The 21,904-nt window shown below is 74.5% G+C and carries 20 protein-coding genes and 1 pseudogene; 8 read left to right on the top strand and 13 right to left on the bottom strand.

Annotated elements, in window-relative coordinates:
- The first annotated feature begins 213 nt into the window (after positions 1 to 213).
- Positions 214 to 1,290, top strand: coding sequence for a type III polyketide synthase (locus BX283_RS31960; RefSeq protein ID WP_101390907.1), 1,077 nt, complete (start codon positions 214 to 216; stop codon positions 1,288 to 1,290).
- 15 nt (positions 1,291 to 1,305) lie between these two features.
- On the opposite strand, the gene BX283_RS31955 is transcribed toward BX283_RS31960, so the two are convergent.
- The 6 genes from BX283_RS31955 to BX283_RS31935 form a co-directional block, all read right to left on the bottom strand.
- Positions 1,306 to 2,877 (bottom strand): alpha/beta hydrolase, encoded by a 1,572-nt coding sequence (locus BX283_RS31955; protein ID WP_101390906.1) that lies wholly within the window; start codon positions 2,875 to 2,877, stop codon positions 1,306 to 1,308.
- 157 nt (positions 2,878 to 3,034) lie between these two features.
- Positions 3,035 to 3,184, bottom strand: coding sequence for a hypothetical protein (locus tag BX283_RS40795; protein WP_180357304.1), 150 nt, complete (start codon positions 3,182 to 3,184; stop codon positions 3,035 to 3,037).
- A gap of 64 nt (positions 3,185 to 3,248) precedes the next feature.
- Complete coding sequence (locus tag BX283_RS31950; protein WP_101390905.1) at positions 3,249 to 3,581, bottom strand: hypothetical protein; 333 nt, start codon at positions 3,579 to 3,581, stop codon at positions 3,249 to 3,251.
- Between the two features lie 130 nt (positions 3,582 to 3,711).
- A complete protein-coding gene (locus BX283_RS31945; RefSeq protein WP_101390904.1) occupies positions 3,712 to 5,094 on the bottom strand; it encodes an amino acid permease in 1,383 nt (460 codons plus the stop codon).
- Between the two features lie 66 nt (positions 5,095 to 5,160).
- A complete protein-coding gene (locus BX283_RS31940) occupies positions 5,161 to 7,287 on the bottom strand; it encodes a phage holin family protein (RefSeq protein WP_101392693.1) in 2,127 nt (708 codons plus the stop codon).
- Between the two features lie 99 nt (positions 7,288 to 7,386).
- A complete protein-coding gene (locus BX283_RS31935) occupies positions 7,387 to 7,791 on the bottom strand; it encodes a hypothetical protein (RefSeq protein ID WP_101390903.1) in 405 nt (134 codons plus the stop codon).
- 269 nt (positions 7,792 to 8,060) lie between these two features.
- Here BX283_RS31935 and BX283_RS31930 point away from each other — a divergent pair, with 269 nt between their 5' ends.
- Together BX283_RS31930 and BX283_RS31925 are read left to right on the top strand one after the other, a co-directional pair.
- Positions 8,061 to 8,831, top strand: a complete 771-nt coding sequence (locus tag BX283_RS31930) for an MBL fold metallo-hydrolase (RefSeq protein ID WP_101390902.1) — start codon at positions 8,061 to 8,063, stop codon at positions 8,829 to 8,831.
- Positions 8,831 to 9,486: pseudogene (locus tag BX283_RS31925) on the top strand (DedA family protein). The gene BX283_RS31930 and the pseudogene BX283_RS31925 overlap by 1 nt, the downstream one beginning before the upstream one ends.
- Before the next feature lie 12 nt (positions 9,487 to 9,498).
- On the opposite strand, the gene BX283_RS31920 reads toward BX283_RS31925, so the two are convergent.
- The 3 genes from BX283_RS31920 to BX283_RS31910 form a co-directional block, all read right to left on the bottom strand.
- The gene (locus tag BX283_RS31920; RefSeq protein WP_101390901.1) at positions 9,499 to 10,572 is read right to left on the bottom strand and encodes an MBL fold metallo-hydrolase; all 1,074 of its coding nucleotides are present in this window, start codon (positions 10,570 to 10,572) and stop codon (positions 9,499 to 9,501) included.
- A gap of 62 nt (positions 10,573 to 10,634) precedes the next feature.
- Entirely contained in the window at positions 10,635 to 11,849 is a 1,215-nt protein-coding gene (locus BX283_RS31915) for an aminotransferase class I/II-fold pyridoxal phosphate-dependent enzyme (protein ID WP_101390900.1), read from the bottom strand.
- Between the two features lie 128 nt (positions 11,850 to 11,977).
- Positions 11,978 to 12,688: an ANTAR domain-containing response regulator gene (locus BX283_RS31910; protein WP_101390899.1), complete on the bottom strand. Its 711-nt coding sequence runs from the start codon at positions 12,686 to 12,688 to the stop codon at positions 11,978 to 11,980.
- 71 nt (positions 12,689 to 12,759) lie between these two features.
- On the opposite strand from BX283_RS31910, the gene BX283_RS31905 reads away from it, so the two are divergent.
- The gene (locus tag BX283_RS31905; protein ID WP_101390898.1) at positions 12,760 to 13,962 is read left to right on the top strand and encodes a PAS domain-containing protein; all 1,203 of its coding nucleotides are present in this window, start codon (positions 12,760 to 12,762) and stop codon (positions 13,960 to 13,962) included.
- Here the strand turns inward: BX283_RS31905 and BX283_RS31900 are convergent.
- Entirely contained in the window at positions 13,874 to 14,707 is an 834-nt protein-coding gene (locus BX283_RS31900) for an RNA polymerase sigma factor SigF (RefSeq protein ID WP_101390897.1), read from the bottom strand. The genes BX283_RS31905 and BX283_RS31900 overlap by 89 nt on opposite strands.
- 266 nt (positions 14,708 to 14,973) lie before the next feature.
- Between BX283_RS31900 and BX283_RS31895 the strand changes: the two genes are divergently transcribed.
- Positions 14,974 to 15,453 carry a CBS domain-containing protein gene (locus tag BX283_RS31895; protein WP_101390896.1) on the top strand — a complete coding sequence of 160 codons (480 nt, stop codon included), beginning with the start codon at positions 14,974 to 14,976 and terminating at the stop codon, positions 15,451 to 15,453.
- Positions 15,454 to 15,460: 7 nt separating this feature from the next.
- Here the strand turns inward: BX283_RS31895 and BX283_RS31890 are convergent, their stop codons facing one another.
- The gene (locus BX283_RS31890; RefSeq protein WP_101390895.1) at positions 15,461 to 16,051 is read right to left on the bottom strand and encodes a TIGR03086 family metal-binding protein; all 591 of its coding nucleotides are present in this window, start codon (positions 16,049 to 16,051) and stop codon (positions 15,461 to 15,463) included.
- A gap of 84 nt (positions 16,052 to 16,135) precedes the next feature.
- On the opposite strand from BX283_RS31890, the gene BX283_RS31885 reads away from it, so the two are divergent.
- Complete coding sequence (locus tag BX283_RS31885; RefSeq protein ID WP_101390894.1) at positions 16,136 to 17,659, top strand: bifunctional phosphatase PAP2/diacylglycerol kinase family protein; 1,524 nt, start codon at positions 16,136 to 16,138, stop codon at positions 17,657 to 17,659.
- A 12-nt stretch (positions 17,660 to 17,671) separates the two neighbouring features.
- Here BX283_RS31885 and BX283_RS31880 read toward each other — a convergent pair whose 3' ends face one another.
- On the bottom strand, positions 17,672 to 18,433 hold the full coding sequence (locus BX283_RS31880) for an MBL fold metallo-hydrolase (RefSeq protein WP_101390893.1): 762 nt from the start codon (positions 18,431 to 18,433) through the stop codon (positions 17,672 to 17,674).
- Positions 18,434 to 18,670: 237 nt separating this feature from the next.
- Here BX283_RS31880 and BX283_RS31875 point away from each other — a divergent pair, with 237 nt between their 5' ends.
- Both BX283_RS31875 and BX283_RS31870 read left to right on the top strand, forming a co-directional pair.
- Complete coding sequence (locus BX283_RS31875) at positions 18,671 to 19,480, top strand: methyltransferase domain-containing protein (RefSeq protein WP_101390892.1); 810 nt, start codon at positions 18,671 to 18,673, stop codon at positions 19,478 to 19,480.
- A gap of 24 nt (positions 19,481 to 19,504) precedes the next feature.
- The gene (locus BX283_RS31870) at positions 19,505 to 19,855 is read left to right on the top strand and encodes a VOC family protein (protein ID WP_101390891.1); all 351 of its coding nucleotides are present in this window, start codon (positions 19,505 to 19,507) and stop codon (positions 19,853 to 19,855) included.
- Between the two features lie 71 nt (positions 19,856 to 19,926).
- Here BX283_RS31870 and BX283_RS31865 read toward each other — a convergent pair whose 3' ends face one another.
- Positions 19,927 to 21,897, bottom strand: a complete 1,971-nt coding sequence (locus BX283_RS31865; RefSeq protein ID WP_101390890.1) for a DUF5107 domain-containing protein — start codon at positions 21,895 to 21,897, stop codon at positions 19,927 to 19,929.
- Positions 21,898 to 21,904: the final 7 nt, after the last annotated feature.

Below are 21,904 nucleotides of genomic sequence, written 5' to 3'. Positions count from 1 at the left end.
TGCCCGGGATGCGCTCCCGTCCCCCGTTCGGCCGTAGCGCGCCACCCGAATGAGCTACCCGCTCCGGAATCTCCCCCTAATCGGTTAATTGCCCCTTTCGGGGACATGCGCATGACCACGGTCGGGGATACGTGACAGGCACACGACCGCACACCCCTGGAGCACCCGCGTGGAAACCGCAGGCGTCCGCCCGGCAGGAGACAAGGAAGTTCCATGGCCACCCTGTGCCGACCCGCAGTAGCCGTACCCGACCATGTGATCACGCAGGAGGAGACGCTCGCGCTCGCCCGCGAGACGCACGCCGACCATCCCCAGCGGGACCTCGTCCTGCGCCTCATCCAGAACACCGGGGTCCGCACCCGCCACCTCGTGCAGCCCATCGAGGAGACCCTCAAGCACCCCGGCTTCGAGGAGCGCAACCTGCTGTACGAGGCGGAGGCCAAGGCCCGGGTGCCCGGTGTCGTCCGGCAGGCGCTGGCCCACGCCGAGGTGGAGCCCAAGGACATCGACCTGATCGTCTACGTGTCGTGCACCGGCTTCATGATGCCGTCGCTGACCGCGTGGCTGATCAACACCATGGGGTTCAGGACCGAGACCCGCCAGCTGCCGATCGCCCAGCTCGGCTGCGCCGCCGGAGGCGCGGCGATCAACCGCGCGCACGACTTCTGCACGGCGTATCCGCGCTCCAACGTGCTGATCGTGTCCTGCGAGTTCTGCTCGCTCTGCTACCAGCCGACCGACATCGGCGTCGGCTCGCTGCTCTCCAACGGTCTGTTCGGGGACGCGATCTCGGCGGCCGTGGTGCGCGGCGAGGGCGGCACCGGAATGCGGATCGAGCGCAACGGCTCGCACCTGGTGCCCAACACCGAGGACTGGATCTCGTACGCCGTGCGCGACACCGGGTTCCACTTCCTGCTCGACAAGCGCGTCCCGGGCACCATGGAGATGCTCGCGCCCGCGCTCAAGGCGCTGGTGGCGCAGCACAGTTGGGAGATCCCGCAGATGGACTTCTTCATCGTCCACGCGGGCGGGCCGCGCATCCTGGACGACCTGTGCCACTTCCTCGACCTGCCGCCGGAGATGTTCCGCTTCAGCCGGGCCACCCTCACCGAGCGCGGCAACATCGCCAGCTCCGTGGTCTTCGACGCGCTGGCCCGGCTCTTCGACGAGGGCGGCGCGGCGGACGGCGCGGGCGGCCTCATCGCGGGCTTCGGCCCCGGCATCACGGCCGAGACGGCCATCGGCCGGTGGGCCAGGGCGGCCCCCATGGCGGCCGCGATGAGCAACTGAGCCCCCCGGGCGGGCTCAGGACGAGGGCGTCTCGCGGGCGCAGGAGGTCCCCTCGGCCGGCAGGACGCCGTCGAGCAGGAAGGTGTCCGCCAGATCGCGGACGCACTGCGAGGCCGTGTACCCGCCATGGCCCTCGCCCTCGTAGGTGAGGACCACGCCCTTGCCCAGGTGGCGGGCGGTCTGTGCCGCCCACTGGTACGGGGTGGCGGGGTCGCCCTTGGTGGCGATGAGCAGGACCGGGGGCGCGCCGGTCTTGTCGATCCTGCGGATGTAGTCCGTACCGGCGGGCCAGCCCGTGCAGGAGATCGCCGCGCCCACCTGGTCCGGGCCGAACATCGGGGAGGCCTTGGCGAACTTCTTCTCCAGTGAGGCGAGTTCGGCGGCCGGGTCCTTGGCCCGCTCCGGGTCGTCGGCGCAGTTGACCGCGAGGAGCGCCTCGCGGCTGTTGTCGTCGTCGGCGCGGTTGCCCTGCGGGTCCTCCCCCGCGAACTGCTTGTTGATCTCGTCGAGGACGGCCGGGTCGCCCTTGTCGTGGAGGGTGGCGATGCCCTGCGCGAGCGTCGGCCACAGCTGCTCGGCGTAGAGCGAGTTGGTGATCGCGGTACGCAGGTCGGCGGAGGTGAAGTCGGCGCCGGAGGCGGTCGTGGCGCTCTTGCGGTCGAGCTGGGCGACGGTCGCGTCCAGCGTGCTGGTCGCCTTGGCGGTGGTGGCGCCGAGCGGGCAGCGGGCGCCCTGGGCGGCGCAGTCGGACAGGAAGGTGTCCAGGCCCTTCTGGAACGCCGTGGCCTGGGCGAGCGCCGACTCGGCCGCGTTCGCCGTCAGCGAGTCCACGGCGTCCAGGACCATCCGCCCGGTCCGCTTGGGGAACTGGGCGGCGTAGACCGCGCCGAGCCGGGTGCCGTAGGAGATGCCGAAGTAGTTCAGCTTCTTGTCGCCGAGCGCCTGGCGCAGGACGTCCAGGTCGCGCGAGGCGTTGATGGTGCCCACGTGCGGGAGCAGCTTGCCGGTGTTCCTGCGGCACTCCTCGGCCACCGTCCGCAGCTCGTCGACGAGCTGCGCCCGGCCCTCGGCGTCGTCGGTCGTGGCGTCCGAGGAGCTCTCGATGTCCTGCTCGGCCTTGGCGCCGCAGCGCACGGGAGCGCTGCGGCCCACGCCCCGGGGGTCGAAGCTCACCAGGTCGTACGCCGGGGCGAGCCGCGTGGTGTCCGCCGTGAAGCCGCCGAGGTCCTTGAGGCCGGACTCGCCGGGGCCGCCGAAGTTGAAGACCAGCGAGCCCTTGGGGGCGGTCGGGGAGGTGCCCGCCCCGGTGCCCGTGCCGGTGGGGCCCTCGCCGGACTCGGCCGCCCGGACCCGGCCCACCGCCAGCGCGATCGTGCCGTCCTCGGGCCGGGCGTAGTCGATGGGCACGGTCAGCTCGGCGCACTCCATGCCCTTGGGGGCGTCCGGGACCGTGCAGCCGCCCCACGTCAGATGCTGGGTGTAGAAGCGGGTCAGATCGGGCTTGCGGCTGTCCGCCGTGGCCGGGACCGCCAGGGCGAGCAGCGCCAGGGCCGCACCGGCGGCGCCCGCTGTCGTACGTCCGCGCATGGCAGACCTTTCGGTCGGGGTGCCCCCGCAGCAAACGTAAGCCGCCGAACGGAGTACCGCACGACGGATCGCCCGCCGTCGTCACTCCCTGTGAGAACAGCAGGTCATCAGGGCGGTGGCCGGAGTCCGTCCACCGCCCTGCCGAGGTCGGGCCCGGCTACTTGCCGTGCGGGTCCGCCGGGGTTCGGCGCGGCTCCTCCGCCGGTTCGGGGTCCTCGCGGTCGGGGGTCGCGGGGGCCGGGGGCCGGATCCGGGCGGCCTCGGCGCGCAACATCGCGTTGAGCGCCGCGAAGGGGTCGATGGGCATGGCTGAACCACCTCGCTGTGCTGGTGAGTTGACGTACCGCTGAGCTCTGTTCCGCACGGAACGCTCAGCAGCGCAGCACCACACAGCGCAGGGCATCGAGGGAAGCGGGCCGCCCGGGGCCCTGGCCACCGGGCTCCCGTACGACGGGCCGGGGCGCCACTCGTACGGAACGGGTCTCCGGCGCCGGGCGGCTCGCGCGGGCCGCCGCCTCGGGCGCGGGCGCGGCCTCGTCCGGCTGCTCCTCGCCCGCCGGGCCCGGCACCGCCGACGACACGGCCGTCCGCTCCGCGGCGGGCGGTCCCGCCGCCTCCGCCCCCGGCGCCGCCCCGAGCAGCGCGGCCACCACGAGCAGCACCACGAAGGCGCGGCGCAGGGCGGCGGGGAGAGCGGGCGGCATGCCTCAACCCTGCCCGCAAAACCCCATGAACTGCCAGGATCCGGGCGAGATCCCCCCTCCCGGGTGAACGCCCGTCAGCGCACCCGGAACACCGGCCCCTTGGGGGTGAACAGCGGCGCCGCGCGCCCGTTCACACGCGGGCGCTCTCCCGTACGGCCTCCTCGGGGAGCTCCACCGCGTCCTGGGCCGGGCGCTCCTTGCGGGCCGCGAGCACCGCGTACACCAGCACGCCCGCGAAGAGGAACAGCACGCCCTGGTAGACCGCCGCGTAGCCGGAGCCGGCGACCAGCCACAGGGAGAAGGCGGCGGCGAGGGCGGCGAGCAGTCCGTCGCGGACCAGTCGGCCGCGGTGGACGCGGTCGGCGCGGCCGGAGGCCAGGAAGTAGATCTGGGCGGCGGTGGACAGGAGGTAGGGGACGGTCGCCGTGAAGGTGGTGACCAGGACCAGCATCTCGAAGACGCCCTTCGAGCCCGCCGTGTAGTTGTAGACGGTCAGCGACGAGGCGAGGACGACCGTGACCAGGACGCCGACGGTGGGCACGCCTCGGCTCTTGCGAGCGAAGGCCTGGGGGAAGAGGCCGTCCTTGGCCGCGGCGTACGGGGTCTGGGCGCTCAGCAGGGTCCAGCCGTTGAGGGCGCCGACCATGGAGACCAGGGCGGCGACGGCGACCGCGGTGCCGCCCCAGCTGCCGCCGAACATGGCGTTGACGGCGTCGGTGAACGGCGCGGTGGAGGTCACCAGACGGTCGTGCGGCACGGTGCCGAAGACCGAGAGGGTGCCAAGCAGGTAGATCAGGGCGGCGGCGACGGTGCCGAGGATGGTGGCGCGGCCGACGTTGCGGCGCGGGTCGCGGACCTCGCCCGCGCTGACCGCGGCCGACTCGACGCCGATGTAGCTGAAGAGCAGGATCGCGGCCGAGGCGGAGACGGCGCCCATCGCGCTGTGGTCGTCGGCCTGGAGGGGGCCGAGGTTGGCCGGGTCGAAGAAGAAGAGCCCGCCGACCGCCACGAACAGCAGGGGGGCGAACTTCAGGATGGTGGAGACCAGTTGGACCGCGCCCACGTACCGGGTGCCCGCGAGGTTGGCGAGCGCGGGGAGCCACTGGAGGAGCAGGGCCGCCGCGATGGTCGCGGCCTTGTTGCCGTGCATGGGTATCAGCACGTCGAGGTAGCCCACGGCCGCCACGGCGAGCGCCGCGTTGGAGACCCAGGTGGTGATCCAGTACGACCAGGCGGCGAGGAAGCCGGCGAAGTCGCCGAACGCCTCGCGCGCGTAGACGTAGGGTCCGCCGGTCTGCGGCAGCCGCTCGGCGAGACGGCCGAAGACCAGCGCCAGCGCGATCGCGCCGACGGTCAGGACCGCGAAGGCAACGAGGCTGATGGTGCCGAAGGGGGCCACCGACGCCGGCAGCAGGAAGATCCCACCGCCGATGATGTTGCCCATGACCAGGGCGGTCGCCACCGGCAATCCGAACTGCCGGGCATGCCTGCTCTGGGTCTCTTGCGTGGTCATGGGGTGGTGCGCCTCTCTCCGTGCCAAAACCCGTTCATGGTCGGGTACGGAGGGCCCCGCTCAAAATCACGCGGATTTGTCCCGCAGAGCGGCCCCTTCAACCGGAAATGGTCCGTCCGCTTCGCTCTCGGACCGGGGAATCTGCGTGGCGGCGGAAACCGGCACCTGCGGCCCCAGGCACTCGCGCAGCCACCGCCGCAGCACGTGGTGCACCTGCTCGGCGCCCACCAGCTGGCCGCCCTCGGGCACCGGCGCCGACAGCTCGCGCGGCCACAGCAGGAACGGGTGCGCCTGCTCGCCGCCGAGGCCGCCGTGCGAGCCGATCTGCTCCTCGAAGGCGTGCACCTCGCCGGTGACCGGGTCGTACATCGAGTTGACCATGATGTCGGCGGTGTGCGGGAAGGTGTCGGTGCGCCGCACGGCGTCGGCCGCGCCGGGCGCGAACCCGGTCAACGGGCCCTTGCCGTCCTCCAGTTCCGCGAGCGGCACCTCGTGGACCGCGTCCGTGCTCGCGCCGCCGATGACCAGCGCGCCGTGCTCCTCGCTGCGCACCAGCAGGAACCCGATGCCGGGGTGCCCGGCGAGGGTGCGCAGGAGCGCGGGGTGGCGGCGGTCGATCTCCTCGCGGCTGAGCCGCCCCTCGGTGTCCGGGAAGGAGACCAGGCCGAGGTTGCCGGAGGCGAGCACGATCGGGTCGGAGCCGGGCCCCGGCTCCCCGTTCTCCGGGACCGGCCGATGCAGCGCCACCCGCACGGCGTCGCGCGCCTCCGCGCCGCTCTTGGTGCGCCCGGCGCTGCGCGGCACGGGCAGCCCGCACCCGGCCCGCACCAGGTCCTTCAGGGTCAGCCCGTAGGCGCCCAGGAACGTCTCGCCCGGGCTCTGCCCGTGGTCGGAGAGCAGCACGATCCGGTACGCGCGCGGGGCGTGCTCGGCGACCTTGGCGAGCAGCGCGATCGACCGGTCCAGGCGCTCCAGGACCTTCTGGGCGTCCCGGCCGCGCGGCCCGGAGTGGTGGGCCACCTCGTCGTACGCCACCAGGTCGGCGTAGACGGCGGTGCGCCCGGCGAGCATGTCGCCGATCACCGCCGCGACCACCACGTCGCGCTCGACGACGGTCGCGAACGCCCGGATGAACGGGTAGAGCCCGCCGCGCCGCACACGGGGCGCGTCGCCGCGCAGCCGGGCGCGGGTGGACTGGCCGATCTCGCGGCCGACCTCGGCGACGAAGGAGAGCGCGGTGCGGACGGCGTTGGCCGGGTCCGAGAAGTACGCGAAGTAGCCCGCCCGGGACCGGTTGCGGCGGCCGCGCCGGGCCGCCATCGACAGGACCAGGGCGAGCTGGTCGGCGCCGCCGGAGAAGAGGTTGCCGCGGCTGGCGCCGTCGACGGTGAGCAGGCCGCCGTCGCCGGTGCGCTCCACGGCCCGGCGCTGGAGCTCGACCGCGGAGGCGGGGCGGTTGGAGACCATCAGCTCGCCGGTCTCCTTCTCGTACCAGCGGAAGGCGGGCACGTCGAAGGTGCAGCCGTGCAGGATGCCGAGCTGGCTGGCGCCGGTCTGGCTGGACCAGTCGGTGCGCCACGGGGTGAGCCGGTGGGAGTGCTCCAGCCAGCCCGCGACGGTCGGCATGAGACCGGCGCCGACCGCGTGGCACAGCACGTCGTGGCCGACGCCGTCGAGCTGGAGGAAGACCGTGCCGGGCGTCTCGGGGCCCCGGTCCTCGTCGCCGCGTCTGCGGCGGCGCCGGTCGGCCAGCCGCGAGAGTCTGCGCCGGTAGGCGTTGTCGTCCCGGACCGCGAGCGCGGTGGAGGTGGCGGAGGCGACGGCGGACATCGCGGCGGCCACCACCACCGCGGTCTCCGGCTGGGCCGCGCCGCGCCCGCTGGGGATCAGGCTCAGCGCGATCAGCAGCAGCGAGCCGTTGAGGAAGAACACCAACAGGCCCAGCACCAGGGCCGGGACCAGCAGGAACGCGCGTACCACCAGCGGCCACACCAGGGCGCTGAGCAGACCGAACGCCCCCGCGCCCCAGGCGGCGGTGAGCGCGACGCGGGTGATGCTGTCGCCGCCCGCGGACTTCAGCCGGAAGTCGGGCAGGATCCCCGCGAGCACCATCATCGTGAGGGTGGAGACCGCCCACACCACGACCACCCGCACCAGGGCGCTGCCCGCCGTCCGCCATCGCCCTGTGCTCACGCCGCTCGTCACTGCCTCTCGCCTCGCCGTTCCCTCCCAGCGTGTCACAGGGGCGGAAACCGGCCGACGAATTTGATTGCGCGGCGGGCGGCGGGCGCCTCAGCAGCCGTCGTACCCGGCGGTCGGCATCGAGAGCCTGCGGTGGATGTGGGCCTTCTTGGCCGCGTCGTACGACGGTTCGTCGAGCCCGGCCGTCTCCAGCCGCACCCCGCGCCGCTCGCACTCGGCGGAGAAGTCCGGCACGGACGTCAACGCCCGTGCCAGGACGCGCTCGTTGGGCGCGACGAACAGATCCACCTGGCCCGCGTCCACGTCCGCCCACAGACCTAGGTGGTCGGGGCGCAGGCCGTAGAAGAGCAGTTGCCGGGTGACGACGTACCCCTTGTCGGCGGCCCAGCGCGCGCACATCTCGTGCTGGCTGCGGGTGTCCACCAGGAAGGGGTCCAGGTCGAGTTCCTCCAGCGGGGTCAGACTGGCGATCGCCGCCACTCGTACGTCACCCATGACCGACCCCCATGCCCTTCGTCTGTGGTGCCGACCCTACTCCTGGTTCACGGCGGCGAGGAGTAGCCGCAGGAGTGGCAGATCTTCCAGCCGTCCTGGGTGACCGCGAGTATCCCGCCGCAGCGCGGGCACTGCTCAGAGTGCATGATCATGCCGGGCCTTCCCTTCGTGGACCGATGCCTACCCCGGACCCGGTCCGGTGCGCCCCACGACACCTAGGCTCGTACCCAACAGCGCGCACGGTGGTTTTCGAGCGGAGGAGATTTCGGGTGCCGGTGGAGATCACCTGGTGGGGTCATGCCACCTGCACGGTCGAGGACTCCGGGGTGCGGGTGCTGACCGATCCGCTCTTCGCCCGGCGCCTGGCGCATCTGCGCAGGCGACGGGGGGCGGTGCCGCCGCCCGAGGCAGCCGTCGCCGAGGTGGTCCTGGTCTCGCACCTGCACTCCGACCATCTGCACCTGCCCTCGCTCGCCCGGCTCGCGCCCGGCACCCGCCTGGTGGTGCCGCACGGCGCGATCCGGGCCGTGCCGGGCCTGCGCAAGCTCGGCCTGCGCCTCACCGAGGTGCGCGCCGGGGATCTGGTCGACGCCGGTGACCTGCGGGTACGGGCGGTGAGCGCTCGGCACGACGGGCGGCGCCTGCCGTTCGGGCCGCACCGGGCGCCCGCGCTCGGCTATGTCATCGAGGGCCGGGCGCGCACCTACTTCGCCGGGGACACCGGGCTCTTCGACGAGATGGCCGAGGAGGTCGGCCCGGTCGACGTGGCGCTGCTCCCGGTCGGCGGCTGGGGCCCGTACCTGGGTCCGCACCATCTGGACGCGGGCCGGGCCGCCCAGGCGCTGGCCCGGCTCGGGGCGCGGGCCGCGGTGCCGGTGCACTACGGCACGTACTGGCCGATCGGGCTCGACGGGGTGCGCCCGCACGAGTTCCACGCGCCCGGCGACGACTTCGTGCGCCACGCGGCCCGGCTCGCGCCCGGGGTGACGGTGCACCGCCTCGCCCACGGCGAGAGCGTACGGCCGGAGGTCGCCCGGTGATCGCCGCGTTCCTGGCACGGGCGGCGGGCCAGGTGCCGCCGGAGTCGACCCAGCAGGCGCTCGGCTATCCGTCCCTGTTCATCCTGGTGGTGCTGGGTTCGCTGGTGCCCGTGGTGCCCACGGGGGCGCTGGTGTCGACGGCCGCGGTGGTCGCCTTCCACCAGACGGCGTGGTTCTCGCTGCTGCTGGTCTTCGCGGTGGGCGCGCTCGCCGCGTTCCTGGGGACGTCGGCCTGTACTGGCTGGGGCAGCGCGGGGTGCGCTCGCGCGGTGGGTCGCGGTGGCTGGCGGCGCTGCGGGAGCGGGCCGCGCCGGACCGCCTGGAGCAGGCCCAGGAGAAGCTGAACCGGCACGGGGCGGCGGTCCTGGTCCTCTCCCGGCTCGTCCCGGCGGGCCGGATCCCGGTGATGCTGGCATGTCTGCTCGGCGAGATGCCCCTGCGCACGTTCGTACGCGGCGACCTGCCCGCGTGTGTGGCGTGGGCCGGTGCGTACGGACTGATCGGCATCCTGGGCGGCTCGCTCTTCCCGGAGCCGTGGCAGGGCGTGGTCGCGGCGGTCGTGCTGACGCTGCTGATCAGCGCGGCCCCGACGGTGTGGCGCCGACTGCGGCACGGGGCGGCGGCCGCACCGGCCGAGGCCCCGCACCCCAAGTAGCCCCGGACGCGATCAGACGGCCAGCACCCGGGAGGAGCCGACCGGCAGGTCCCACAGATGCGCGCGCGGGCGGCCCGTCCGCTCCCAGGCCGCCCGCACCCGGGCGAGCGGTTCGAGCACCGGCTCTGCGGAGAGCACGAACGTGCCCCAGTGCATCGGCGCCATCCGCCGCGCCCCCAGGTCCTCGCACGCCTGGACGGCCTCCTCCGGGTCGGCGTGCACATCGCGCAGCCACCAGCGCGGCGCGTAGGCCCCGATGGGGAGCAGGGCCAGGTCGAGGTCCGGGTGACGGCGGCCGATCTCCTTGAACCAGTGGCCGTAGCCGGTGTCCCCGGCGAAGTAGACGCGCTGTCCCCGGCGGTCGCCGAGCACCCAGCCGCCCCACAGCGAGCGGCAGGTGTCGGTGAGGGAGCGCTTGGACCAGTGGTGGGCGGGCACGAAGTCGAACCGCACGGGTTCGCGTCCCGGCACGGCCAGTTCGGCCGACTCCCACCAGTCGAGCTCGGTGACCCGGGTGAACCCGCGGCGTCTGCACCAGCGGGCCAGGCCCGCCGGGACGAACAGCGGGGTGCGGCGCGGAAGCCTGCGCAGGGTGGGCGCGTCCAGGTGGTCGTAGTGGTTGTGGCTGATGACGACGGCGTCGACCGGCGGCAGGTCCTCCCAGCGCACCCCGACGGGGGTGAGCCGGGCCGGGGTGCCCAGGATGCGGCGGGACCAGACGGGGTCGGTCAGGACGGTGAGACCGCCGATCCGCACCACCCAGCTGGCGTGCCCGGCCCAGGTCACGGCCACCGTCGCGGTGTCCACCGCGGGCAGCGGCCCGGGCGCGAACGGCAGCTCGGCGATGCCGCGCAGCCCCTGCGGGGACGGGCGCAGCGCCCCTTCCCTGGCGAGCCGGGCCATCGCGCGCACGCCGGGCAGCGGGGCGGAGAGGCGGTCGGCGAACGACCGGGGCCAGCGGCGGTGCTCGCCGAGCGGGCGCGGGGGCGGCGCGGTGACCGGCGGGATGACCGGCGGGGCGGTCCCAGGGCGCAGGGCTCGTTCCGACTCCTGGGTCTGTCCCGTCTGTCCCGTCTGTTCCGTCATCGAGGCGGCTCCTGTCCGGTGGCGGTCCATCTGCGGCGGCGTGCCGGGCGGCCCGGCGGGGGTCACAGCCCGTCGAGCGCCTCCCCGAACGCGTCCAACGCCCGCCGTACATGCGGCAGTTCCAGCGGGTCCGCCGCCTCCAGCGTCCGCGCGCCCTCCTCCTCGGTCGCCCCGAGCAGCGGCCCCGTGGCGAGCCGGACGCGCAGGGCGCCCAGTTCGTCGCCGAAGCGGTGGCCGCCGGGGGCGGGGGCGCCGAGCCGGCCGGTGAGGTACTCCTCCAGCTCCATCGAGTCGGTGACCCCGCGTGCGGCCAGCCGGTTGCGGAGGGGGCCGAGGTCGGCGTAGAGGTGGCGGCCCGCCTGCGGGGGCCGGGCGAAGGCCCCGGCGGCGAGCACCGCGCGGTGGGCCGCCTCGGCGAGGGCGCCGTGCAGGGCGGCGGCCCGGCGCATCCGCACCGCGACCGGGTCCGGCTCGCCCAGGGCATAGGCGGCGGCGTCCGCGACCGGGCCCGCCACGACCGAGCCGAGCGCGGTGAGGATGTCCAGGGTGCGGGCCCTGGCCCTTTCCGCACGCTCGGTGGCCGGGAAGCGGGCGACGGCCGCGGGCCACCCGGCCGGGGTGAGCGCGCCCGACAGGTCGGACAGGACCGTCACGTCGTCGGGGCACATCTCGGCGGGGCTGAACAGGACCGTGTCGTGCGGGTGGTGCAGGGTGTCGCGCCAGGTCTCGTCGCTGATGATGTGCAGCCCCTCCCCCACGGCCGCCTCGCACGCCTCCCGTACGGTCTCGGGCGGCGCGACCGTCGCGGTCGGGTCGTCGGCGACGGAGAGCACCAGGAGCCGGGGCACCCCGCCCTCGGTGCGCACCCGGCGCACGGTCTCCAGCAGGGCGTACGGATCGGGGACGCCGCCGCACTCCGCCGGGGTCGGCACGTGGTAGGCGGGGCGTCCCAGGAGCCGGGCCTGCGGGGTCCACCAGGCCGGGCAGGGCCGGGGCAGCAGGACGTCGCCCCCGTACGAGGCGAGCAGGGCGAACAGGAGCGCCGGGGCGCCGGGGGCCGCGGCCACCAGCTCGGGGTCGCCGCGCAGCCCGCGCCGCCGCCAGTAGCCGCAGGCGGCCTCGCGCAGCCGGGGTCCGCCGCCGGGCGGTTCGGGTGCGGCGCGTCCGGCGGCGCCCGCCAGGACCCCGGCCAGCTCGGGCAGGACGGGCAGCCCGGTGCCGGGTGCGGGCGGTCCGTAGCGGACGGGTCCCCGGCCTTCCGCCACCGTCCCGTGCATGCGCCGCCTCCTTCGCGCCCCGCGGTCCGCCGTTTCGGCTCCTTGAGCCCTTTATACGGAGGTTTGCTCGGCGGCGCCGCTCCGCATGCGTACGGGGATGTGCCGTACGGGTCGCGGGCGGGCGGCGGTCACACGGGGCGGGGGACGGCGGCGAGCTCGCCTTCCAGGCCGCGGCCCTTGGTGCGGACCACGCCCTCGGCGACCTCGGACAGCTTGCGGTTGGCGTGCTGCGAGACGGTGCGCAGCACCGCGAAGGCCTCCTCGGCGTCGCAGCCGAGCACATGCATCACGATGCCGCTGGCCTGGTCGATCACCGCGCGGGAACGCAGCGCCGTCTCCAGCTGCCCCACCTCGGCCAGGGCCGCGTGGTAGCGGCGGTCGCGGGCGATCCCCGCGGTGGTCTCCTCGCCGAGGATGCTCACCGGGCCGCACACGGCGGCGTCGTCCAGCGAGCCGGGGCGGAAGCTGTAGAGGCTGAGGGTGACTTCGATGCCGCAGCGGCGGAAGGGGAGGGTGACGCAGGACCGTACGCCCGACTCCAGGGCCAGGGCGCGGTAGCCGGGCCAGCGGCTCTCCGTCAGCAGGTCCTCGGCGTCCACCGGGGCGCCGACGTCCAGCGCGGTCGGGATGGGCCCGTCGCCGCAGGCCAGCTGGACGCTCGCGAGCGGCGCGAGGTCCGGGTGCGTGGCGGTGACCCGGCTGTCGGGTCCGCTGTCGGCGATGGTTGCCACGGCGCCGCACGCGGCGGGCGCGCAGCGCAACGACTGCTCGGCGAGCCGGGAGAGCCGGCCCACGGGGGAGGCGGAGTGCGGCCGTTGACGTTCCGTCTCGGAGAACATGGGAGAACCTCCTGAACCGCGCCTTCCCTGCGCCCGGTCCGGGAAACGGTCCGAGCGGCTAACTTGCTGCCATGACGCAGACGGCGGACGACTTCGGCGAGGAACTGGCGGACTTCGTCAGACGGGTGGGCGAGCTGCGCACCGCGCGCTCGCAGTCCGACGGGGAGCGGCTGACCGTCCTGGACGCCGCGCTCTTCGAACTCCAGCACGTGGTCGACCAGTTGTGGCCCCGCTACGAGCAGTTCGTGACCGAGGCGGCGGGCGCGCCCGGCTCGCCGGGCGACCGGCAGGAGCGGCTGCTGCTCAAGGCGCTGTTCCAGCGGCTGCCGCTGCCGGTGGCGCTCGTCGACCGCGAGACCGTGGTGCGCAGGCTGAACTTCGCGGCCAGCGGGCTGACCGGCGCCCGCGCCGGGTACGCGACCGGCCGGCCGCTGGCCGCCCTGCTGATGCCGGGCGACCGCGCCGCGTTCCGTTCGCAGGCGGCGGCCGTGGCGCGCGGCGAGGGCGACCGGGGGCTGACCGTACGGCTCCAGCAGCGCCCCGAGGAGCCGCTGCACGCCACCCTGACCGCGCTGCGGCCGCCGGACGAGCCGCACGCGGCCGTCCTGGTGGTCTTCCAGCCCGGGATATCCGCGGCGGCCTCGGCCACCGCCGCGCCGCCCGAGGTGCCCGACCTCGACGAGTCGACGCGGCACGCCCGGCTGATGGACCTGGTGGACACGATGGCGGCGGCGCTGCTGCGGCTGCCGCCCGGCGACCGCACCGAGGTGCTCGCCACGGCCGCCCGGGTACTGTGCGGGCGCTTCGCCCAGTGGGTGGTGGCCGATGTGGTGGACGGCGGGCTGCGGCGCGTCGCCGTGCTGGGCCCGGCGGCCGAGGCGGACGCCGCGCTGCGCCACGCGGTCGCCGGGCAGGACCCGGCCCGTTCCCCGCTGGTCGCGGAGGCGGCCCGGGCGGGGGTGACCTCGCTCCAGGTGCAGCCCGAGGACACCGACGGGTTCGGCCACGACCCGTCGGGCGCGCCGGTCCTGGCCCGCGCGGACGTGACGTCCCTGCTGTGCGTGCCGCTCGGCGCGCCCGGCCCCGTACAGGGAGTGCTGACGCTCTTCCGTACGGGGCCGGCCCGGCCGTTCTCCATGGCCGAGGCGCAGGCGATGGACGTGATGTCCCGTCATGTGGCGCTGGCTATGCGGCGTCCCGCTCCGCCGGGTGATGAGCTGCCGGAGCCTGCTCCCGCAGCGCCTGATCCCGCAGCCGAGTGCAGCAGCGACTGATCAGCCGGGAGACGTGCATCTGGGAGATGCCCAGGTCCTCGGCGATCCTGCTCTGCGTCATGTCGCGGAAGAACCGCATGTAGAGGATCTGCTGCTCCCTCGGCGGGAGCCGGCGCAGCCCCGGTTTGACGGCCTCGCGGTCGACGACGACGTCGAGCGCCGGGTCGGGCGCGCCCAGCGAGTCGCTGAGGCTGTAGCCGTCCTCGGCGCCCGGCAGTTCGGCGTCGAGGGAGAGCGCGGAGAAGCTGTCGAGCGCTTCGAGACCGGCCTTGACCTCGTCCTCGGTCATGCCGGTGTGCGCAGCGATGTCCGCCACGGAGGGGTTGCGGGCGCCGGCGGTCTGCATGAGCTCCTGGCGGGCGGCGCGGACCCGGCCGCGCAGGTCCTGGACCCGGCGGGGCACATGCAGGGTCCACATGTGGTCGCGGAAGTGGCGCTTGAGCTCGCCGGTGATGGTCGGCACCGCGAAGCTCTCGAACGCGGCGCCGCGCTCCGGGTCGTACCGGTCGACGGCCTTGACGAGGCCGAGGGCGGCCACCTGGCGCAGGTCGTCGAGGGCCTCGCCCCGGTTGCGGAACCGGCCGGCCAGCCGCTCGGCCATGGGCAGCCAGGCCCGGACCAGGTCCTGGCGCAGCGCATGCCGTTCGGGTCCGTCGGGCAGTGCGGCGAGCCGCGCGAACGCGGCGGCGGTATCGGGGGCGTCGTCGTGCGGGTGCTTGGCTGTGGCCTGTGCGTGTGTACGCATGTGGGACAGCTCCCTGAACGGTGGTCTCGGATGGTGGTTACCGCCGGGAGGGCTGCGCCGGGTGCCCCGGCCGATGACACGGGCACGCCCGGAGCGGACAGCCGCTCCCACGGACGTGCCTCCGGTCCGAAGCACGATGAGCGCCTGCCCGGGGTCATCCGCTCCAAACGCCCCGGGTCCGGCATGGACGGGACGGGGCGGGGTACTGCGCCGGGACGGAACCGAGACGCGGACACGGAACCGAGACGGAGACGAGGCGGAAAGCGATGGCACGGTACGTGCGGGAAGTCATGACGGCGGGTGTGGCGGCCGTACGGCCCGACGCCTCGCTGGTCGAAGCGGCCCAGCTGATGCGCGCCCAGGACATCGGGGACGTGCTGGTCGCGCGGGGCGACCAGTTGATCGGGGTGCTCACCGACCGGGACATCACCCTGCGCGCGGTGGCCGACGGCGCCGACCCGCTGACCGTCAGCGTCCAGTCCGTGTGCACCCGTTCACCGGTGTGTGTGGGTCCCGACGACGAGCTGGCGACGGCGGTGCGGCTGATGCGGCGGCACGCGGTGCGCCGGCTGCCGGTGGTCGAGGGCGGGCGGCCGCTGGGCATGCTGAGCCTCGGTGACGTCGCCGCCCACCAGGACCCCCGCTCGCCGCTGGGGGACATCAGCCGGGCGGCCCCGCAGGGCTGGCCGGAGGTGCCCCGGCAAGGAGGGCCCGCCGACCGGACCGGCCCCCCTCACGTGCTCTGACCCGCCGTCAGGCGTTCCGGCCCAGCATCGCGAGCAGCCGCGTCTGGGCGTCGGCCTCCTCGGCCACCGCGACCGGCGCGTCGAACAGAGCGCGGGGCAGCTGGTCGGCGTATCCGCCGAACTCCCGCGCCGCCGCGTCGACCAGGTCCCGCGGCAGCCGCTCGTCCGCGCCGATCGCCCGGGACAGGTCCCAGGCGTGCACCACCGCGTCCGCCACCATCTGCGAGCAGTACGCGGCGACGGGCGTCTTGCCGTACGAGAGCTCGACCGTGCCGTCCAGCGCGCCCGGCCCGGCGAACGCGGCCACCGCCGCGGCCCGCGCCGACTCCCACACGCCCACCGGGTCGGCGCCGAGCACATCGCCGTCGTAGGCGTCCCCGACATCGGCGATGGTGCGGCCTTCCGCGACCAGCGGCGGCACCCACAGCTGCTCGACGGCCAGATGGTTGACGAGGTCCCGCACCGTCCACTCGGTGCACGGCGTGGGCAGGTCCCACTGGTCGGCCCGGACCGCGTGGACGCGGGAGCCGAAGAAGGCGACGGCCTCGCGGTGCCGGTCGAGGAGCTGGGCGTGGTCCGCAGACGCAGAAGAGTCCATGAGCTCACTCTTCCCGACCGGGGCGTACGGCTCAAGCAGGGATGGGCACGGATTGCGCCGACTGCGCGCGGGTACCCATGGGCCATGTCTTTTCCGTCCCTGCCGTCAGTACCGCCCCTGCCGCCCGACTCCGCCGAGCGGCCCGTGTGGACCCTGCCCCGCAGCCTCGGCGCCGGTGACCGCGCGCTGTTCAAGGTGGCCGCCGACCGCAACTGGCCCGGCGCCCGCGCCGTGCTGCCGCGGCTGAGCCGGGCCGCCGACCACGGACTGCTGTGGTTCGGCGCCGCCGCCGCGATGGCGGCCACCGGCTCGCCCCGGGCGCGCCGGGCGGCGCTGCGCGGCGTGGCCTCGCTCGCGCTCGCCTCGGCGACCGTCAACACGGTGGTCAAGCGGTCGGTGCGCAGGCCCCGGCCGATAATCGACCTGGTGCCGCTGGTACGGCAGTTGAAGCACCAGCCGATCACCACGTCCTTTCCGTCCGGGCACTCCGCGTCGGCGGCCGCCTTCGCCACCGGGGTGGCCCTGGAGTCGCTGGGCTGGGGCGCGGCGGTGGCGCCGGTCGCCTTCTCGGTGGCCGCCTCCCGGGTCTACACGGGGGTGCACTATCCGGGCGACGTCCTGGTGGGCGCGGCCCTCGGCGTCGGCGCGGCGTTCGCGGTACGGGGCCTGGTGCCCACCCGGCGCCAGTTGCCCGCGCCGGGACGGCCGCACGCGGACGCGCCCGCGCTGCCCGGTGGCGAGCACCTGGTGGTCGTGGTCAACGAGACCTCCGGCTCGGCCGCCGCGAAGGCCGCGGCGGTGCGCGAGGCGCTGCCGCTGGCCGAGGTGGTGGAGTGCGCCCCGCAGGACCTGGCAGCGGCGCTCGACAAGGCGGCCCGGCGCGGCCGGGCGCTCGGGGTGTGCGGCGGCGACGGCACGGTGAACCAGGCGGCGGTGGCGGCCGCCCGGCACGGTGTACCGCTCGCGGTGTTCCCCGGCGGCACCCTCAACCACTTCGCGTACGACCTGGGCATCGAGGAGGTCCAGGACACCGCCCGCGCGCTGGCCTCGGGCGACGCCGTCAAGGTGGACCTCGGCCGGTTCACGCCGGGCCCGGACGGCGCCGCCGCCGGATACTTCGTCAACACCTTCAGCCTCGGCGTCTACCCGGAGCTGGTGCGGCTGCGCGAGCGCTGGTCGCCGCGGATCGGCAGCTGGCCGGCCGGGGTGCTCGCGGCGTACGAGGTGCTGCGCGGCGAGCGCCCCCTGGAGGCCGAACTGAGCGGCAGGCCGCACGCGCTGTGGCTGCTGTTCGCGGGCAACTGCATCTACCAGCGCCTGGGCCCGGCCCCGGCCCACCGCTACGACCTGGCGGACGGGCTGCTCGACGTCCGGGTGGTGCAGGGCGGCCGGCTGCCCGGCCTCCGGCTGCTGGCGGCCGCGCTCGCCGGACCGCTCAGCCGCTCCCCCGTCCACGCGGCCCGGCGGATGCGCCGACTGCGTATCGGCCGGATCGCGCCGGGCACACCGGTGGCGTACGACGGTGAGGTCGCCCGCATAGAGGGTGAGTTGACGGTCGACAAGCTGCCGGAGGCGCTGACGGTGTACCGGCCGCCGGTGCGCCCGTGACCCACGGCAGCCCTAGTCCGTGAACGTCGCCCCCGGCTTCAGCAGCCGCAGCCGCTCGCTGAGTCCGGCGGCGGCGAACGCCTCGGTCAGGGTGTCCGCGCCCTCGCTGAAGTGGACCCAGTGCTCGAAGTGGAGCGGCACCACATGGCGGGCGCCCAGGATCTGGGCGGCCTCGGCGGCGGCCTCGCTGGTCAGGGTCAGCGGGGCGCCGTCGAAGAGCGGGGTGCGCGCGGCCCCGGCGAAGAGGACGGCCACGTCGACCGGGCCGAAGCGCTCGGCGACCGCGCGGACGTGGTCAAGGGAGGCGTTGTCACCGCTGACGTAGACGGTCGGCACCGCGTCGCCGTGCAGGACGAACCCGGTGACCTCCCCGGTCAGCGCCTCGGCGCCCTCGGGCCCGTGCAGCGCGGGCACCCCGGTGATCCGCAGCCGCTCGCCGAGCTCGTACGTCTCCCAGTTGGGCAGCGCCGTCACCACGTCCCCGAGCCTGCCGTGCGCGGCGGGCGTCGACAGGACCAGCGGCACCCGGGCCAAGTAGGCGCGCCCGGACTCGTCCAGGTTGTCGGGGTGCTGGTCGTGCGAGAGCAGCACCGCGTCCACGGCCCCGGTCTCGTCGGCCTCGACGGCCGGTCCCGCCGTCTTCACCAGCTTGCGGTCGGGGCCCACCGGATAGTCGCCCGGCGCGTCGAAGGTCGGGTCGGTGACCAGCCGCAATCCGCAGATCTCCACGACCGCCGTCGGCCCGCCCACGTACCGGATCGATACCTCACCCATGGTGCCCTCCCAAGTGATCTTTCTTGCTCGGCAGGGGTAACGCACCCGACGCTACGGCTTGTTCCACCTCGCCGGTAGTGCCGACTCGACGGGGCCCGGCTGCCCCGGAGCGCGCCCGGCGGACGACGCCGCGCTGTCCATATGACGAAACGCAGGTCTCACCATCCGACACGGCGGCGTACGGTGGCGGTACCGACCGCGAGAAGGTCGGGAGAACGTCGAGAGAGGGAGCCGGTCATGCCGAAGGAGACCGCCGTCTACACGCACGGCCACCACGAGTCCGTACTGCGCTCTCACAGTTGGCGCACCGCGGCCAACTCCGCCGCGTACCTCATCGGTGAACTCAAGCCGGACGCCCGGGTCCTGGACATCGGCTGCGGACCCGGCACCATCTCCGCCGACCTGGCGGCGCTGGTCCCGGACGGCCACGTCACCGCCGCCGACGCGGCGCCCGCGATCGTCGAGCAGGCGCGCGCGTACGCCGAGGGGCGCGGGCAGCGGAACATGGCGTTCGCCGTCGCGGACGTGCACGCCCTCGACCACCCCGACGGCTCCTTCGACGTCGTCCACGCCCACCAGGTGCTGCAACACGTCGGCGACCCGGTCCAGGCGCTGCGCGAGATGCGCCGGGTCACCCGGCCGGGCGGTCTGGTCGCGGTGCGCGACAGCGACTACGGCGCCTTCACCTGGTTCCCCGAACTCCCGTCCCTGGACACCTGGCTGGAGCTGTACCACCGGGTCGCCCGGGCCAACGGCGGCGAGCCGGACGCCGGGCGGCGGCTGCGGTCCTGGGCCCGCGAGGCGGGCTTCACCGACATTGCCTCCACCGCCTCGACCTGGTGTTTCGCCACGCCGGACGAGCGCGCCTGGTGGAGCGGTCTGTGGGCGGACCGCACGGTGGCGTCCTCGTACGCGAAACTCGCGGTGGACAGCGGACACGCGACCGAGGCGGTGCTCGCGGAGATCGCCGAGGAGTGGCGGGAGTGGGGCGCCCACGACGACGCGTGGTTCATGGTCCCCCACGGCGAGATCCTCTGCCGCGTGTGACGGTCACCAACTAGGCTCGTACGTATGGAGATCCTCGGAACCACACTGCGCATCTGCGTCGACGATCTGGAGACCTCGGTGGTCTTCTACGAACGCCTCACCGGAAGCAAAGCCCTCCGCTTCGAACGGGGCGGGGTCTCGGTCGCCGCGGTCGGCTGCTTCCTGCTGATGAGCGGTCCGGAGTCGGAGCTGGAGATCCTGCGCAAGGTGTCGGCCACGATCGCCGTGAAGGACGTCGAGGACGCCTACCGGGCCCTCACCGGGGTGGGCGCCCATGTGATCGCGGGCCCGGTCCCCACCCCGGTGGGCCGCAACCTGATCGCGGTGCATCCGGACGGGTCGGTGTTCGAGTACGTGGACCACAAGTCCTCCTAGGGGGAGCCCTCTTGGGGGCGCGGGGAACTGCGCGACCAGCCACAGATGACCCGCAGCCGAAAACGCGCCCCCTAGCGGAGCGACGGCCGCATCCGGTAGTCGTACCGCCCCGGCAGCGGCTCATCCGTGATCCGCGCCCACACCTCACCCAGTATCTCCGCGCCTTCACGCAAGTCCGCGACCTCGAACCCCGCGTCGAAGACGGCACGTGCCCCCGCCAAGTCGCCCTCAGCCAGCAGAAGTTGTGCTTCCAGCAGCCGAAAAGCCCCCCGCTCCCGCACAGGGGCCCGAAGCCGCTCCCAGACCGCACGCGTGTCGGCAGGGCGCCCCGCGTCGAGCAGCGCCCCCATCGCCTCCCGTCCCAGCGCGGCGGTCGCGGCGACCCACTGCTCCCCGTCCCGCCGCTCCTCGCACAGGTCGTCGAACGCCTCCGCGTACAGCGACGCGGCCCGGTCCGCGTTGCCCGCGAGCCGGTCCGCGACCGCCAGGCACCGCAGCAGCGGCCAGCGCGAGGGGGCGAGCGGCAGCCCGCGCTCCCAGCTGCGTACGGCCTGCGCGCGGTCGCCCGCGTGCCACTGCGCGACCCCGAGGTGGTACTCGGTGAGCGGGGACGCGGGCGCCGTCTCCAGCATGTCCCGCCAGTGCGGGGCCACCAGGGTCGGCCCGGGCGGGACGACCCGGCGCGGCTCGGGCAGCGCGCCGGCGTGGAGCAACTCCATCCAGGGCGCCTGCTCTTCGCCGAGCGTCGACTCGGCGAACGGCGTGCCGGGCAGCTTCAGGCTCCCCCGCAGCACTTCGAGCGCCCCCCACCCGGACCCGGTGGCCAGCGACTCGGTGGGCTCGGTGTCGGCGTACGGGCGCCAGGCCGCGTACGCCTCCTCGACGCGCTCGCGCGGCAGCACCGTCTCCAGCCGCTGGGCCACCTCGCCGCGCGCCGCCGCCCAGTCGTCGCCGTGTACGAGGTCGGGGGCGGCGGCGAGCGGGCCGTAAGCCTCCAGCCAGGCGAACTCCGCGCCCGCCTCCAGCGGGACGTGCTCCAACTGGGTGCGCGCCAGGCCCGCCTGGATCTCCGCGTAACCGGTCGTCCCGGGCTCGGTGAGCCACTCCTGCCAGCGCCGCCCGCCCCGGCCGGAGCCCCACAGGAACAGCTTGCGCCCGCGCAGCGGATCGGTCGACGTCTGGACCAGGCCCTGCCCGGCCGCGTCGAGCGAGGCGATCCAGCGGCGGGCGCCGTCGGGCACCTCGTAGAAGTAGTCGGCGGGGTGTTCGCCGCGCAGCGGATACGTACGGTCGGCGCCGTCCCACTCGGGAACCGGGACCCGCCGCAGCGCGCGTTCGTATCCGAAGTGCCAGGCCCGGTCGGCGGGGGCGACGACGCGGGTGTGTTCGTCCTCCTCCACGGCGATGTTGGACCACCAGTAGACGGGCGCGGTCCGCTCGTGCGGGTTGCGCACGCGGACGCCCACGTACAGGAAGTCGGAGTCCTCGGGCAGCCACAGGTCCACCTGGAACGGCAGGTCGCGCAACCGCTCCCACTCCCACAGGCGCAGCATCTCGCCACCGTCGGGGGCGAGGACGACGGCCGCGTGCACGGGGGCGCAGGAGAGGGTCGTGTGGCCGGTGGCGCCGATGTTCCACTCGATGCCGCCGGAGAACCAGGCGCCGTTCAGGGCGAAGTCGGCGGGCTGGAACACGGGGTTGACGTAGAGGAGTTCGCGCCCGGTCGGCTTGTGGAAGAGGGAGCGGATCCGGCCGCCGAGGCCGGGCAGTACGGTGACGCGCAGCTGGGAGTTCTCCAGGACGAGCGTGTCGAGGTCGGTGGGGGTGCGCTCGCGGCCGTAGCCGTCGAGGATCCGTACCGGCAGGACCGTCTCCAGCGGCCGGTAGCCGATCTGGCGGGCCATGTCGCGCGGCAGGTCCGCGCGGGCCCGCTCGTCCAGGGTGTGCACCTCGTCGAGCGGCCGCAGCGCGGGCAGCGGGTTGGGCGGCCCCAACGGGGCGGCGGGCAGGGTCAGTACGGCACGTCGCACGGTCGTGGCCAAGGCAACC

Source organism: Streptomyces sp. TLI_146, assembly GCF_002846415.1.
Classification (GTDB): Bacteria; Actinomycetota; Actinomycetes; order Streptomycetales; family Streptomycetaceae; genus Streptomyces.
The sequence above is the reverse complement of the archived record's forward strand: the minus strand, read 5'-3'. Positions and strand labels throughout refer to the sequence as shown.